Consider the following 14,133-nt stretch of genomic DNA (forward strand, 5'->3'; position numbering starts at 1 on the left):
ATATAAGATAACAGAGATACAAATATTGTTTAGTAATAATATATAAGGTAGTAAATAATCGTTTTGTAGTACATCTTGTTGATTCAAAATAAGATACCCATGATTGATATAAATGAGACGGAGATAATGTTTTGTATATTTCGCTCTGATACTTTAATGAATAATCCCACTACCAAATATCTTACCCATCCAATCATATCAACCCATAAAGTATTTGATAAAAATTGATCATTTAAGTAAAGGAACGAAACCCAGAATCCAAATAGAAAAATAAATGTAATCCAAATGAGATTCGGATATTTTTCTTTGTTTGTTCATCGATCTTAATAATATTCACTACCATCATCCTCTTATTTGATTATCCATTGTTTCATCCGATCTTTTATAGTACTAGCAATCTGTTCGTCTCTTTTATTAATCCATTCATATAATGGACCTTCAATAAATCCCTGCAATTCTTTTCGAGTATTTTCAAGACTGTCTATTAGGTCTTTATATGAATATTGAATGGACTTGTTAACATGACTATCAATTGTTTCCGGATCATCGGGCCAAACATGTACTTGATCATTTATGTATGTAATACCTGGAGCAGGATCATGCCCCATCCACGGACTTTGTTTATTTATAATCGTATCAATCACACCAGAGAAATCTTCTAAACCACAGCAACAGCTCGGTAAAATATACTTGTTCTCATCTTCAAAGAAAGCAATCCCACCTGATAGTACAACTCCCTCTTGCTCCAATAGTTCATTAAAAGATAAAAGAAATGACTGTTCTATATTGATATGATTATAACCAAATAGAAGAATCAGAAATAATTCAACATCCCGCTCATTCGATTCAGAAGATAAACAGATAAATTCTTCTCGAGTAATTTCATTAGCAATCCATTCAGGTTTGTCATAATATGGTTCAGTTATTACTGCTTTAGTGTATGACATCATTGATCCCCTTACTTATATTTTCTAACGTTATTGTATCTACGAAACCAAGAAGCTTAAAGCACGCACGCGCAGGGGCCGTCAGACATTAGCCTTGCAGGGTTATCTGAAGAATCCTCACCCAAATATTCTTCATGCAAACCAAGGAGCGTAGATGCTGTGTTATAAGATATCATCGTCCTCTTCGAGATACATATAATTTGACCCTGCACGATCAATATCAGTTACTCTATAACTGAAATACAATTGATTTTAGTTCATTTAAGTCCTCTATAACGATATCAGCCTGAGCAAGTTCATCTTCTTGTGCAAAATCAAAATTACATCCGATTGCAACCAAACCATTATCCTTAGCTGCATTTATATCCGATATTCGATCCCCTACTACTGCACCATGAGTAATGCCATACTTATCTATAATCGTCGTCACCAAATCTGATTTATTCAATTTCACGATATTTATCAATAGGAGTTTCTTTTTCCCATTTATTTAGTGACTTCAGATGATTAAAGGTATCTTCGAGTGAACTTTCTAAAATCTTATCGGTTTGAAAAAGTGTGCCATCCATATCAAAGATGAAGGATTGAATCATTGACTTCTACTCCTTTTCTTGTCCCCTACAAAAAAATTTTCCCACGATGCCATCTCAAATACAAATTATCTTTGACATTCTTTACTATCAAGTCTTCTTTTTCTTATTATCCTTCTCATTTCCTCGCTTAAAATTTCCAGTTGCTTTTGCCATTATTAATTGAACTTCTTTATGAACTTTATTTGCGATTTTTTGTAAAAACCTTTCACTTTCCTTCCCGGCAAGAATGGTTACTTGTTTGCCCTTCCAGTAAATGATTGTTTTATTATCTTTCGTTTGTCTATAAGTAAACACTTCTTCACTAAGTTTATCTCGCTTATCAATGTTACTAATAGAGATCACTTCCAATCCGTTGACGACAAGACCCAGCCTTAGATAGTCTTATCTTAGACTGGGTTGTGTGTTCATTAATATAAGGCATTTACATACTCTTTCCATTCCATATACAAATCTTCAATAGATTTATTTAATATGTTTTCAATCTCATCAGGTTCTCTGATTATTCTATTGAACTTGTCTTTTCCATACTTCTCATAAATGAATTGTACGATTAGACCAGAAAAGTAATATGCTTGCCCACCCGCCTCATCAAAATACGTCTGACTCTTTAAAAATTTACTTATATCAGGGGCAGATATATGGACATATCTTTCGCTCTTTATTTCGGCTTCCAATTGTTTTGAGACATAGTACGCTGTACCTTCGTCCAACCACTTCATATTCCCGATCTCTTGATTAATTTGTTGAATAATCGCATGAACATATTCATGGATGATTTGAAATGTGTACTCATTGCGAACATCGATTCTACTTAAGTCATTTGGTGTATAGACCTTTATTATCTTATCTCTAGCATCATATGTTCCTTCGGTGTCTCGGCCAATCATCTGGCGAAACTGGTCTTTATCCGTATAAATATGAATAATTGCTTTTTGAGAGGGTGAGACTTGGAACATATCAGTAATCCGTTTATATTGATTTTCGAACTCACTTGATATTATTTCAACCATGTCATTAATATCCTGGTCTGTTTTTCGAACGTAAATCATAGCATGCTCAGTTTCTTGAGCAAGTGCTAGTTCCTTAGGATAAGTAATTGCTTGCAATGAACAAGAACTCATGAGCATAACCATTAGTGTAATGATTATGATCTTTTTCATATTTCGTCCCCCCCTCTAGAGATCAAATTATTTCGTTTCGGTCTTCGGTTTGCGCTGGTTTCCTATAGTGTTTATGTAAGATAATTAGGCCGTAACATAGATACCATGATATCTGATGTCAGCTGCCTTATTTGAGACCCATTCAAGATCTTTCAAGTTGCTTTAAATAATATATAATCCCAGCTCGATCAACGTTTGAAAATTGTAATGGGTTGCTATTGATTAATTCTGATAGCTCCTTTGTGGTTATCCATTTAATATCTGTCGTTTCATCCCCGCTCTTTACTATCTCTCCTTCCGCTTTACATCTAAAATAATACCCTACTGAATCAATTGGCCCTCTTATTGTTTGATATGCTCCAAAGGGTTTCATACATTCAACTTCAAATTCTGGATCTATTCCGGTCGTATCAATTCTTGTGTCTTCTCCTTCAATTTCTGTTACTTCCAGTCCGGTCTCTTCCCTTACTTCTCTTCTCAATGCCTGTGTTAATGATTCATATGGTTCAATTCGTCCTCCAGGTAATTCAATTTTCAATGATTCGTTGGGTTTATTTCTTGTCTGAATTACAATTTGTCTTTCATTATTAAAGTCTCTTTCAATTATCGCTCTGGAATTAACAAAGAACATATAATCAGTCCCTTTCAACAATTTGTATTTCAAAAAAAGTGAGAATTTCTTCTCTATTTCCTTACTTAGTAAGATAACTAAGCCTCATTAAATTGGTTCAATATTACAACAAATTCACGTAATTTGTAACCACGAATAGGATTCACTGGTCAGACCAGTATTTGCTTAATAAGAGCGGAATCTTTCTCCGAAAGCCTTTGCCTTGCTTCTTCCACCAGTTTAGATGTTTCTGTTAAGCTCACGAACGGCGATCCATCAATCTCATTGTCGGTACCATACTTAGACTTCCGAAAGCGGAAGTCTTCTTTTATACGATAATTCCACACACCTACCTTTTAACATCACCCTTCACAACTTCGTAAAATATTTTCAGTATATTCGGATATTTAGAAAATAATTTTCTAAAAGCGTTTACAAAATATTTTTTATTTGTTAGCCTAAAGGCATCAGAGGATTTCATCTTACGAGTAAAGGAGCGAAGCGTACATGATTCAGTATGACGTAGTTGTAATGGGCGGCGGCATCGCCGGTGCTATGGCAGCCATCGCCGCATCCAAGACTGGGGCGAAGACGCTTATTGTCGAGTCTCATGGTTTTCTTGGCGGCACACTGACCGCTAACGGCGTCGGTCCAATGATGACTTTCCATGCCGGCGAGAAGCAGGTCATTCAGGGCTTCACCGGGCATCTGATCGAGCGGCTGAAGCGGTTGGGCAAATCCCCGGGACATATTTTCGACACGGTCGGATTTACCTATTCTGTTACCCCGTTTGACGCCGAAGCGATGAAGCATGAGCTTGAGCTGATGGTCACGGAAGCATCCGGCGATATTTTGTACCATACGATGCTGGCAGGCGTTTATATGGAAAATGGCCGCATCACGGGCATACAGGTCTGCAATAAATCCGGGCTCAGCGACATCCATGCCTCCGTCTTCATTGACGCAACGGGTGATGGCGACCTCTCGGCCCTTGCCGGAGTCGAATACTCCAAAGGACGCGAATCCGACGGAGCAACGCAGCCGATGACCCTGAAAATGAAAATGTACAACGTCGATATCCCAAGGGTCAAGGAATATATTCACAGTCATCCGGAAGACTTCCCACTGTATAACGGGGATACCTCCATTATTGAGAAGTCCCCACGTCTGTCGGTTGGCGGCTTTGACAGCCTGTTCAGAATAGCCAAGGAGCGGGGTGAAATCTCCATTCCGCGTGAAAATATTTTATTCTTTGAGACTAATAACCCGGGCGAAGTCATCCTCAACACAACACGGATTATCGGCTATGACGCCACTGACGCGCACAGTCTCAGCCAGGCTGAAATGGAAGGCCGCAAGCAGTGCCGTGAGTTGGAGCTGTTTGTCCGCAAATACATACCAGGATTCGAGCATGCGGTTGTCGAGTCCACCGGACCAAGCATCGGTGTTCGTGGCTCGCGTCAAATCAAAGGCATCTATACGCTGACGGCCGAGGATATTTTGCAGCAGCGCCTGTTCGACGATACGATCGCCCATTCTGGTTATCCGATCGACATCCATAGCCCGGACGGCGAGGGCACCAAGCATCAGAAACTGGAATGGGGCGGCGTATATAGCATTCCTTATTCCTGCATGATTACCGCCTCCGTACATAACCTGATCGTTATCGGCCGCTGCATCTCGGCAACTTTTGAAGCGCAAGCGGCGATGAGAACCACTCCGACGACCGGAGCCATCGGTCATGGCGGCGGGATTGCCGCTGCACTCGCGGCGTTAGAGGGCAAGAACGTACAAGACATCGACATCAAGAAAGTGCAGACGATTCTCAAAGAGCAAGGGGCTTATCTAGAAATTTAGTTCAACTTATTTCACCCATTTGGAGAGGGGAAATTCAGATGACAACTACAATGTGGTTCCAAGCAATCGGTATTCTGCTCGTATTTCTGGTGTTTGTAGGGCTAATGATGACGCGCAAGCTTCCAACTATACTGGCGCTGCCCTGCATGGCGATTCTGTTCGCCATTATCGCAGGCGTACCGCTGTTATCAAGTGATCCAGAGTCAGCAACCATCGCCAAGACGATTCTGGCCGGAGGCTCGATGAAACTATCTGGCGCCATTGCTGGACTCATCTTCGGTGCCTGGTTCGGCCAAATTCTGAACAAAGTCGGCATCACCAAATCCATTATTCGCAAGGCGGCTGAGTTGGCCGGAGATAAACCTGTACTTATAGCTATTCTATTTTTCATTACCGCATCCATTATTTTTTCAGCAGCAGGAGGACTGGGCATGGTCATCCTCGTCGGCACGATCGTCATTCCGATTATGCTGACGGCAGGCATTTCCCAATTCGTCGCTTCCATCGTTGTTCTACTTGCCGTTGGCGTCGGATCCCTGTTCAACGTGTCCAACTGGGCTGTATATGTCGATGTGCTTGGTCTTTCCGTTGACCAAATCGCCAACTACACATTGGTTGTGGCTTCCCCATTGATCCTCATTGCCCTGACCATGATCGTGTTCTATATCCGGAAAGATGGCAAAGGCCGCAAAGCTTGGACAATGCCAGCTGCAACACCTGGCGGCGGTGACAAAAAGGTGCCTGCGATTGCCCTGATTAGCCCGCTCGTACCGGTACTGCTCGTCTTTATCTTCAAGATCGATATCGTTCCGGCCGTTATTGCCGGTGCGATCGTCACGATCCTGCTCACCTGGCCAAAGCGTCCAGTCCATATCCTCTCCAGTGCCCTAGTGGAAGGAATTCAAGACGTTGCTGGCGCAATGGGACTCATGATCGGGATCGGCATTCTGCTCAGTTCCGTTATGTCGCCGCAAGTATCGGCGGTCATCTCGCCGCTGATCGAGTCCGTGCTGCCGAATACCCCACTAATGTTTATCCTGTTCTTCACGATTCTGTCGCCGCTGGCCATCTACCGCGGACCGCTGAACGTATGGGGCCTTGGCAGCGGCATCGCCGCCCTGTTCGTATCCGCAGGTATGACTCCGGTAGCTGCAATGCTTGCCCTGCGCGCTGTCAGCAACGTGCAATCCGTCTCCGACCCTACGAACTCGCATAACGTATGGGTAGCTGACTTCACGAAGAGCGACATTAACGAGATTCTGAAGAAGACACTGCCATGGACAATGGTATCCGTCTTGATCGCCGTCATCATTGGATCATTTATGGTGTTTTAAGCCCGGGTGAATTCAAGATTCGATGTCGAATAACTACATGATTAACTTCGTCCTCAAAAGTGGGCTTTTTGAATTACCTTTATAGATAAAACCGGGTACAAGGGCCCTGCGAAGAACCCTCGAGGCTCGAGCAGAAGGTCCTTGACCCGCCAACTGGAGGAGAACATGATGGGGAGAACGAAAGTAAGGGTCGGCATTGACGTCGGCGGTACGTTTACCGATGCGGCACTAATTGACAATGAAACATTTGAAGTCATTGAGAAAATGAAAATCCCAACCACCCACCATGACCCGGACGGCGTGGCCAAAGGGATTGTACAAATACTGAAGCGAATTCTGGACAGCAGAGGAATTCAGCCTGAAGACGTTACCTTCATCGCCCACGGAACAACACAGGCTACCAACGCTCTGCTCGAAGGAGACGTAGCACGTATCGGCATCATCGGTATGGGCTCGGGCATCGACGGGCTCAGCGCCCGCTCCGAGTCCAATCCGGGCGATATCGAGCTGGCTCCGGGCAAATTCCTGCACACATTTCATACGTATCTGGATTCCAAAAATATGACAGATGAGCAGATCAACAATGCCATCGACGAGTTGGCGGCTCAGGGCGCCGAGGTGATCGTCGCCTCCGAAGCGTATAGCGTAGATGATCCAACCAATGAGCTGCGTGTCGTTGATCTTGCCAACCGCAAGGGTCTCTACGCTACGGGCGGACATGAGATCAGCCAGCTCTACGGTTTGAAGACACGGACAAGAACAGCTGTCATTAACGCCTCCCTCATTCCGAAAATGATGGAGACCGCCAATATGACCGAAAAGTCCGTCAAGGATGCCAACATCCAGTCCCAACTCATGATTATGCGCTGCGATGGCGGTGTCATGAGCATTGACGAGGTTCGCAAGCGTCCGATTCTAACGATGCTATCCGGTCTTGCCGCAGGTGTTGCCGGGGCGTTGATGTACGAGAAGATTTCCGACGGAATCTTCTTCGAGGTCGGCGGAACCAGTGTCGACATCTCCGTGATCAAGAACGGCAAGGTAATGATCAAGAATGCTGAGGTTGGCGGCCACCGCACCTACCTGCAATCCTTGGATGTGCGCACGCTTGGCATCGCCGGCGGCAGCATGATCAAGGTGGCAGGTGGCAGAATTACCGATGTTGGACCGCGCAGCGCACATATCGCTGGTAAAGAGTACGAAGCCTTCACCCCGACAGAGAACATCGTCGATCCGAAGGTGAAATTCATCAGTCCCCGCGCGGGCGACCCTGCCGAATATGTCATCTGCGAATGCGCCGGAGGCAAAGAATTCTCGTATACACTAGCCGGAGCGGCCAACATTCTGAATTATATTCCCGAGGGCGATTATGCCAGAGGAAACAAGGAAGCAGCGCTGAAATCATGGAAGGCGCTGGCCGATCATGTTGGACTAAGCGTAGAGGAAGCCGCTAGACAGGTTATGAATATTGCCATCGATAAGACGATGAAGACCGTCAACGAGATGATCGAGGACTATGAACTCGACCGCAGCTTCGTCACGCTGGTTGGCGGCGGCGGCAGCGGTGCGGTGCTCGTCCCGGCAATGGCGGAGCGTGAAGGCTTCAAATCGCAAATCGCCAACAATGCGCCCTATGTCTCCACGATCGGCGTAGCGCTGGCTATGGTCAAAGAACAGCTTGAGCGGACGGTCGTCAATCCTACCGAAGAGGATATCAAGCGCATTCGCGCCGACATCATCGAGCGTATCGTACAGTCCGGTGCTTCTGAGGAGACAGTCGAAGTCAGCATCGAGATCGACAGCCAGAAGAATATTCTCCGCGCCATGGCGACTGGCTCCACCGAGCTGCGCTCCAAGGATCTGACACAGGAAGCAATGTCGGTGGAAGATATGAGAGACGTTGCTGCCAGCTCCATCGACCAGCCCCTAGAATCAACGACACTCGCCGCACAGACCGGGCGATGGAGCCTATTCGTTAGCGAGAACGTGAAGAAATCTTTTTTTGGCTTGTTCAAAAAGAAATCCAGCTCTGTCAGCGTTCTTGACCGTGAAGGCGTCGTCCGCTTCAAGAAGAGCAATGTGCACTATACGAAGCTGAGCAAATCCGCGCCGGAAGCGCTAAGCTCATTCTTGGACGATAACACCATTTATTCCGATGCCAATGCCACGATACCGAAGGTGTTTGTCTTTTATAAGGAGAAGATGCTGGACTTAACCGGCATGCAGACCAAAGAGCAGCTGCTGTCCATCCTTGAAATTGAAACCGAAATGCTCGCAACTGAGGATGAATTGCTGGTTGTGGCTTATCAGTAATAGGAATCCGCCTTGTATTCTATCGAAACTGCAGAGCGTTAAGGAGGCGTCCGAATGCTGGTACAACCCCTTTTGCCGAACTCACTGTCCGGTCTGTCCGGTCTGTCCGATGAAATCTTAGGTTGTATGGAGCTGTGCCAGGATCCATTGTTTCATAAAATACCGCCGGAGAAAATTCTGTATTACGTTCATGAGTCGCTTCAAGCCGGACGCTTGGCGGCTACGACGTACAAAGGCCTCGGCATTCGCCGCATGTGCAGGGATGCCGGACTTCGTTATGAGATCACGGAGGCTTCTGGCAAATTTCATAACGTCTCCTTTCGCGCACAGATCGATTTCTCCAAGACAACGCCGGAAATTATACTGTACGCCTCCTCGCTCAAGGGAATGCGGACGGTATGCCAAGAGGTCCTAGGCGAGAGGTTATGTGGCAGCGCAGCGGATCTCGACCTTCTAGTCGATATTCATCTGGCTCATGAGTTCTATCACTGGCTGGAGTATCGGGAGAAGATTTTTACGAATGAAAAGCTTGAGCGGATTGAGGTTTTTAGGTTAGGGCCATATACGAGGAAATCAAGCGTAGTGCAGTGCTGTGAGATTGCTGCGCATGCCTTCTGCAAAGAGCTGCTGGGACTTCCCTTCCTCCCCAATTTGCTGGACTATGCCTATTTGATCGGGGAGCAACAGCTTGCGAAGGGAGATTTTATGGAACAGATCGAAACTTGCAAATTATGGATAGGGCGAACTCTCAATACCTCACTCAGTATGATATAATGGGAAAAGCTATTGCCAGACACGCACCGGAGTAGTCATTTCCAGCGTTAGATCAGGAGGAGGTATCATGTCTTCACAGGTTCCGGCCGTCATCGCCAAAATCGTATCCCAATCACAAAAATTAACATATGGTGAGAATCAGATCGCCAATTTCGTCATACACAATCCGGATTTTATTACGCGCAACACGATTACGGCCATTGCCAATGAAATCGGCGTATCGGAGACAAGTATCAACCGTTTCTGTAAAAAGGTCGGATTCAAGGGCTTCAACGATTTCAAAATCGCCTTCGCCCAAGACGCCTTCTATCGGGATATGCAGGCTAAGAAAAAAGAGAGACGAGAAATCAATCCGATCGATGCGCTTGCACTCGATTATAATGAACTGATTGTCAATACATCAGCGCTTGTCACCGAGGAACAGCTCCGCCAAGTGGTAGACATTCTGAAGGGAGCACGGCGCATCTATATAATCGGCATGTTCGATTCTTATCTGGCCGCTATCGCCTTGAAGAATCGCTTGTCCATCATCGGCATCATGGCCGAAGCGATCAATGACAGCCGCGCCATGAAAATCGCCGCCGCACAATGCAGCAAAGAGGACGCTGTTGTGGCATTCTCCCGCTCCGGCTCGACGAAGGAAATCGTGGAGACGGTTGCGATCGCACAAGTTCACCAGGTCAAGACGGTTGCGATCACCTGTTACGATTCGTCACCCATTACGGAGAATGCGGACTTGAACATCATCGTGCCGGATAAGATATCGGTCAATAACAGCGCGCTGATGTCCAACCACATCACGTTCCTGTTCGTCGTCGATTTGATCATGAGCATCTTCATTTCATCGGACAAGGCTTACCTGAAGAAGAAGCTTGACAGTGAGGCCGTTCTGGCCAGCGATCAGGCGATGACCAACTATTATTTATGAACATTACAAAGTTCCTAAAGCGTTCTTTCCATCACGGAAGGGGCGCTTTTGTCATGACCACACTTGCGGGCAAAAACCTTTTTGGTCAAATCCATATATATGTGAAAGTTCCCCCGTTACCGCTCACTTCCACTCATCCGGCATCAATGCCGCATAATGCGGGTGCAGATAACGGTCATCGATCAGCAGTAATTGTCCCTGATCCGTCTCTGTACGGATCAGCCGCCCGCCGGCCTGCAGTACCTTGTTCATACCCGGATATACGTAGGCATAGTCAAAACCGTTCTTGCCCTGCGAGTTGAAGTAGTCGCGGATGATATCACGCTCCAGGCCGATCTGCGGCAGTCCAACACCAACGATGGCAACGCCGGTCAAGCGATCCCCCACTAGATCGATCCCCTCGGAGAAAATTCCGCCCATTACCGCAAAACCGATCAATGTCCCTTCATTTCCAGCATCGAAGGCTGACAGGAAACTTTCCCGCTCCTCCTCCGCCATATCCCCCCGCTGTAGCAACAGCCGCAAGTTTGCATCTTCTGCATGAGCAGCAGCAAAAGCTTCATAGACGAGATTCATATAAACATAAGAAGGAAAAAAGAATAAATAGTTTCCGGGACGGTCGGTAATCATCTGCCCCAAGCGTCTCGCCAGCTCAAGCTTGGTTCCCTCGCGATCGTGATAACGCGTCGACAACGGCTCGATCTGAACCGCGAGCTGCTCGCGGGAGAAAGGAGACGGCAGCGATAATGTATAATCCTCCTCTGGACTTGCCCCCAGCATGTCCCGAAAATAGGACATTGGCGTAAGGGTAGCCGAGAAGAAAATATGCGAGCGGAAGCCCTTGCCCATTTCCCGCAGCAGATGAGAAGGATCGAGACAGAACAGCTTCATGGATACCTCTCTCGAAGAAATCTCGGCATAGGTTACATATCTTTCGTCATATAGTTTGCTGATCCTCACAAAATTCCGGGTCGCAAAATAAACCTGCAGCAAAAATTGCGACTGCTCTGTATCCTGACAGGAGCCAAGCTCCTCTTCTGCTGCGAGGATCAATGCCTCGGCCCGTTCAACCAGTTGTACAGGAACTTCCTGCGTAATTTGTGCGTTTCCGTCCGATTCTTTGCGCAGTTGTATAAAGAAGGAATTCACTGCCTTGGCCGCCTTGTGCACCTCAGCGTTAAGCTCTTTATATTCCCGCTGCAAGCTGAGAAAATCCCCTTTATTCAATGTGGCCGAATACATCTCTCGCGCCCGATCCACCAGATTATGCGCCTCGTCAATCAGAAGCGCCGTCCGGCTCTTCCGCTCGGCGAACATTCTTTTCAAAGAAATTCTAGGGTCGAAAATATAATTATAGTCGCAAATAACCGCATCCACCGCATAAGCGAGATCAAGCGAAAATTCAAACGGACAAACTCGATGCTTGCGTGCATATTGCTCAATGATTTGCCGGGTGATAAGCAACTCATTAGTCAATATATCAAGTACCGCCCCATTAATTCGATCATAGTAGCCATCCGCGTATGGACAATCTTCCTTGCGGCAGCTCACCTGATCCTGAAAACAAATTTTCTCCTTGGCCGTAATGGTTACGGTATGCATCTGCAATCCTTGCGACTGCATCAGGGCGAACGTCTCCTCCGCTGCGGTTCGGGTAGTCGTCTTGGCGGTCAAATAGAAAAACTGCTCAAGCTGTCCCGTCCCCATTGCCTTTACTGCGGGAAATGTTGTCGAGATCGTCTTTCCGATCCCTGTGGGAGCTTTGGCAAATAATTTTACTCCCTCTTCGATCACTTTATAGACCGCTCCCGCTAATTTACGCTGTCCAGCCCGATAATTGCTGAAAGGGAAATCCAGCCCGCTGATGCTTCTGTCTCGTGATATCCGGTGATCGCGAAGCATCCGCGCGTAAGGAGCGTAATTCTCTACCATATCCCGTACAAATAACTCCAAATCCGCAAAAACTACTTCCTGCTGAAACCGTCTTTGTTCGCCCGTTACGACTTGTACGTAGGTCAATTGGATTTTCATTCGAGCATTTCCATGCTCTCTGGCGTACATATAGGCATAGCATTTAGCTTGAGCCCAATGAACCGGATAGGTATCCTCCAGTGACTGTGGGATCTCGCCAGAAGTCGACTTAATCTCATCGATGACGACGGCTCCGTCTTCCTCTACCAACAACCCATCGCAGCGCCCTTCTATGACAAACATCAGATCTCCGCAAGGAATCTCTGCCGATAAATATACTTCTTTCTGATCCGCCTCACCGTAAGTTCGCTGCACCTGCTGATGCGCTTTGGTTCCCTCCGTCAGGGCCGTTCCCGTCCTGAAACCGCTATCCAAATCCCCGCTGCGGTACACGTACTCAACCAAAGGCCTCACAGCGATTTTCACTTGATCCTTCATCGCTTCACCCGCTGACTTTCGCTATAGAACATTTGTTCCATAGTATACCATAAAACGGTTAGTTCTCCTTACTTTTAATGAACCTTTTTCAACAAATCCTTTCTTCACAAAAACAACAGCGCCCTTGCATTCATTATGAACGCAAGGACGCTGTCAACTCGTTAATCACGAAGTTCGATTTTTAGAGGCTTTTGCATCTGCACCAGCGCCTGTTTCTGCCGCAAATTCCGTATCAACATTTGGAACACCTAATTTCTTTTTTACTTGCTTGGAATTATGCTTCGCATCATTCTTCTTGTTCATCACATTACACCTCCTCATGTCATGAGAACCCGTAATTATCTGAGCGGTTTGAGAAAACCCCAGTTTCCTCAAGTAGTATTATGTAATGAGCAGCTTCACCCTATGCGTTGTTCATGCGAGCAGCACGTCTATGGCATAGCCTGATGCATGAATATGATGTTACCTTTAACGATTTCTACCTACACTTTCAACTTCTAATGTACTGTTTGGTTGTTTTGATTGTCTAACAAGTTTTCCTCCTACAAAGTATCTACCGTATTCCTTTATTGTTTTTTCAATTTCTATTTCAGTTGGAATCTCTCTTATTCTCCAAGTTAAAAAATAGGCTTCTACTTTGCCCCCATAGAAAACCCAAGAAAAAAACCTCTTCGCAAATTTATGTGCTCCCTTAGCTCTAAATCTATTCATTGATTCCCTATCTCTCCAAATTGTAACCGTTTGACCAATTCCCCCCTGCAATTGCCCTGAAAGTTTCGCATATATTAGGTTTTCATTCTTGGTGAGTTGTTTCTTTACAAATTCATTTACAATACCATTTATTATTATTCTGATAAAATCAAATTTCTCTCCACGAGTTACTGAGATAATTGCATTTTCAGGCAAATCTGTGTCGCTTTCACCTAATGTAAATGTGGCTCCGTATTTATTGTTTGGATCTGGATGCTTTCCCCACACCTTCATAAAAAGCCCCTCCAATTATACTTTTAGGACTTTCGCCTAACTTTTTGTATTCAGAAACGCCCCAACTTAGATTGCTCTTATCTAAGGCTGGGGCGTTTATCGCCTGAGCCTCTTCCATGGTAATACATCTGACAACCAAGAGGCGGTAGAACTGATGCATGAATACTTTGTTAGCAGATGTCCCCGACTTATTCGGTTCATACCACTTCTGTCCTTCTTCCATG

At 45.7% G+C, this 14,133-nt stretch carries 13 protein-coding genes and 1 pseudogene; 5 read left to right on the forward strand and 9 right to left on the reverse strand.

Annotated features, from left to right (window positions below; genetic code table 11):
* Positions 1-350: 350 nt before the first annotated feature.
* The 5 genes and pseudogenes from BBG47_RS25165 to BBG47_RS25185 form a co-directional block, all read right to left on the reverse strand.
* On the reverse strand, positions 351-947 hold the full coding sequence (locus tag BBG47_RS25165) for a hypothetical protein (RefSeq protein ID WP_065294025.1): 597 nt from the start codon (positions 945-947) through the stop codon (positions 351-353).
* 229 nt (positions 948-1,176) lie between these two features.
* Positions 1,177-1,540, reverse strand: a pseudogene (locus BBG47_RS25170) (hypothetical protein).
* Positions 1,541-1,627: 87 nt separating this feature from the next.
* A complete protein-coding gene (locus BBG47_RS25175; RefSeq protein WP_065294035.1) occupies positions 1,628-1,873 on the reverse strand; it encodes a hypothetical protein in 246 nt (81 codons plus the stop codon).
* Between the two features lie 74 nt (positions 1,874-1,947).
* Positions 1,948-2,700, reverse strand: coding sequence for a gluzincin family metallopeptidase (locus BBG47_RS25180; RefSeq protein ID WP_065294026.1), 753 nt, complete (start codon positions 2,698-2,700; stop codon positions 1,948-1,950).
* A 142-nt stretch (positions 2,701-2,842) separates the two neighbouring features.
* Positions 2,843-3,364, reverse strand: a complete 522-nt coding sequence (locus tag BBG47_RS25185; RefSeq protein ID WP_254659922.1) for an NUDIX hydrolase — start codon at positions 3,362-3,364, stop codon at positions 2,843-2,845.
* 453 nt (positions 3,365-3,817) lie between these two features.
* Between BBG47_RS25185 and BBG47_RS25190 the strand changes: the two genes are divergently transcribed.
* The 5 genes from BBG47_RS25190 to BBG47_RS25210 all read left to right on the forward strand — a co-directional run bounded on the left by BBG47_RS25190 (position 3,818) and on the right by BBG47_RS25210 (position 10,516).
* Entirely contained in the window at positions 3,818-5,167 is a 1,350-nt protein-coding gene (locus tag BBG47_RS25190) for an FAD-dependent oxidoreductase (RefSeq protein ID WP_065294028.1), read from the forward strand.
* 38 nt (positions 5,168-5,205) lie between these two features.
* Complete coding sequence (locus BBG47_RS25195) at positions 5,206-6,501, forward strand: citrate transporter (RefSeq protein ID WP_083189600.1); 1,296 nt, start codon at positions 5,206-5,208, stop codon at positions 6,499-6,501.
* Between the two features lie 165 nt (positions 6,502-6,666).
* Positions 6,667-8,814 (forward strand): hydantoinase/oxoprolinase family protein, encoded by a 2,148-nt coding sequence (locus BBG47_RS25200; RefSeq protein WP_254659923.1) that lies wholly within the window; start codon positions 6,667-6,669, stop codon positions 8,812-8,814.
* A gap of 54 nt (positions 8,815-8,868) precedes the next feature.
* Entirely contained in the window at positions 8,869-9,588 is a 720-nt protein-coding gene (locus tag BBG47_RS25205) for a hypothetical protein (protein WP_065294030.1), read from the forward strand.
* A 67-nt stretch (positions 9,589-9,655) separates the two neighbouring features.
* A complete protein-coding gene (locus BBG47_RS25210; RefSeq protein ID WP_065294031.1) occupies positions 9,656-10,516 on the forward strand; it encodes a MurR/RpiR family transcriptional regulator in 861 nt (286 codons plus the stop codon).
* 123 nt (positions 10,517-10,639) lie between these two features.
* Here the strand turns inward: BBG47_RS25210 and BBG47_RS25215 are convergent, their stop codons facing one another.
* From BBG47_RS25215 to BBG47_RS30420, 4 genes are all read right to left on the reverse strand, one after another.
* Complete coding sequence (locus tag BBG47_RS25215; RefSeq protein WP_065294032.1) at positions 10,640-12,925, reverse strand: ATP-dependent DNA helicase; 2,286 nt, start codon at positions 12,923-12,925, stop codon at positions 10,640-10,642.
* A 165-nt stretch (positions 12,926-13,090) separates the two neighbouring features.
* Positions 13,091-13,228 (reverse strand): hypothetical protein, encoded by a 138-nt coding sequence (locus BBG47_RS30145; protein WP_175400637.1) that lies wholly within the window; start codon positions 13,226-13,228, stop codon positions 13,091-13,093.
* A 165-nt stretch (positions 13,229-13,393) separates the two neighbouring features.
* Positions 13,394-13,909 (reverse strand): hypothetical protein, encoded by a 516-nt coding sequence (locus tag BBG47_RS25220; RefSeq protein ID WP_065294033.1) that lies wholly within the window; start codon positions 13,907-13,909, stop codon positions 13,394-13,396.
* A partial coding sequence (locus BBG47_RS30420; protein WP_065294034.1) for a hypothetical protein occupies positions 13,872-14,133 on the reverse strand: 262 nt, incomplete at its 5' end. The genes BBG47_RS25220 and BBG47_RS30420, both read right to left, overlap by 38 nt.

Origin of the sequence: Paenibacillus sp. KS1, assembly GCF_001680695.1 — a bacterium.
GTDB classification, from domain to species: Bacteria; Bacillota; Bacilli; order Paenibacillales; family Paenibacillaceae; genus Paenibacillus_B; species Paenibacillus_B suaedae.

Bases quoted from the DNA above. Each gene is read 5' to 3' on its own strand.
- BBG47_RS25165 (WP_065294025.1), bottom strand. From the start codon at position 947: ATGTCATACACTAAAGCAGTAATAACTGAACCATATTATGACAAACCT.
- BBG47_RS25180 (WP_065294026.1), bottom strand. From the start codon at position 2,700: ATGAAAAAGATCATAATCATTACACTAATGGTTATGCTCATGAGTTCT.
- BBG47_RS25190 (WP_065294028.1), top strand. From the start codon at position 3,818: ATGATTCAGTATGACGTAGTTGTAATGGGCGGCGGCATCGCCGGTGCT.
- BBG47_RS25195 (WP_083189600.1), top strand. From the start codon at position 5,206: ATGACAACTACAATGTGGTTCCAAGCAATCGGTATTCTGCTCGTATTT.
- BBG47_RS25200 (WP_254659923.1), top strand. From the start codon at position 6,667: ATGATGGGGAGAACGAAAGTAAGGGTCGGCATTGACGTCGGCGGTACG.
- BBG47_RS25205 (WP_065294030.1), top strand. From the start codon at position 8,869: ATGCTGGTACAACCCCTTTTGCCGAACTCACTGTCCGGTCTGTCCGGT.
- BBG47_RS25210 (WP_065294031.1), top strand. From the start codon at position 9,656: ATGTCTTCACAGGTTCCGGCCGTCATCGCCAAAATCGTATCCCAATCA.
- BBG47_RS25215 (WP_065294032.1), bottom strand. From the start codon at position 12,925: ATGAAGGATCAAGTGAAAATCGCTGTGAGGCCTTTGGTTGAGTACGTG.
- BBG47_RS30145 (WP_175400637.1), bottom strand. From the start codon at position 13,228: ATGAACAAGAAGAATGATGCGAAGCATAATTCCAAGCAAGTAAAAAAG.
- BBG47_RS25220 (WP_065294033.1), bottom strand. From the start codon at position 13,909: ATGAAGGTGTGGGGAAAGCATCCAGATCCAAACAATAAATACGGAGCC.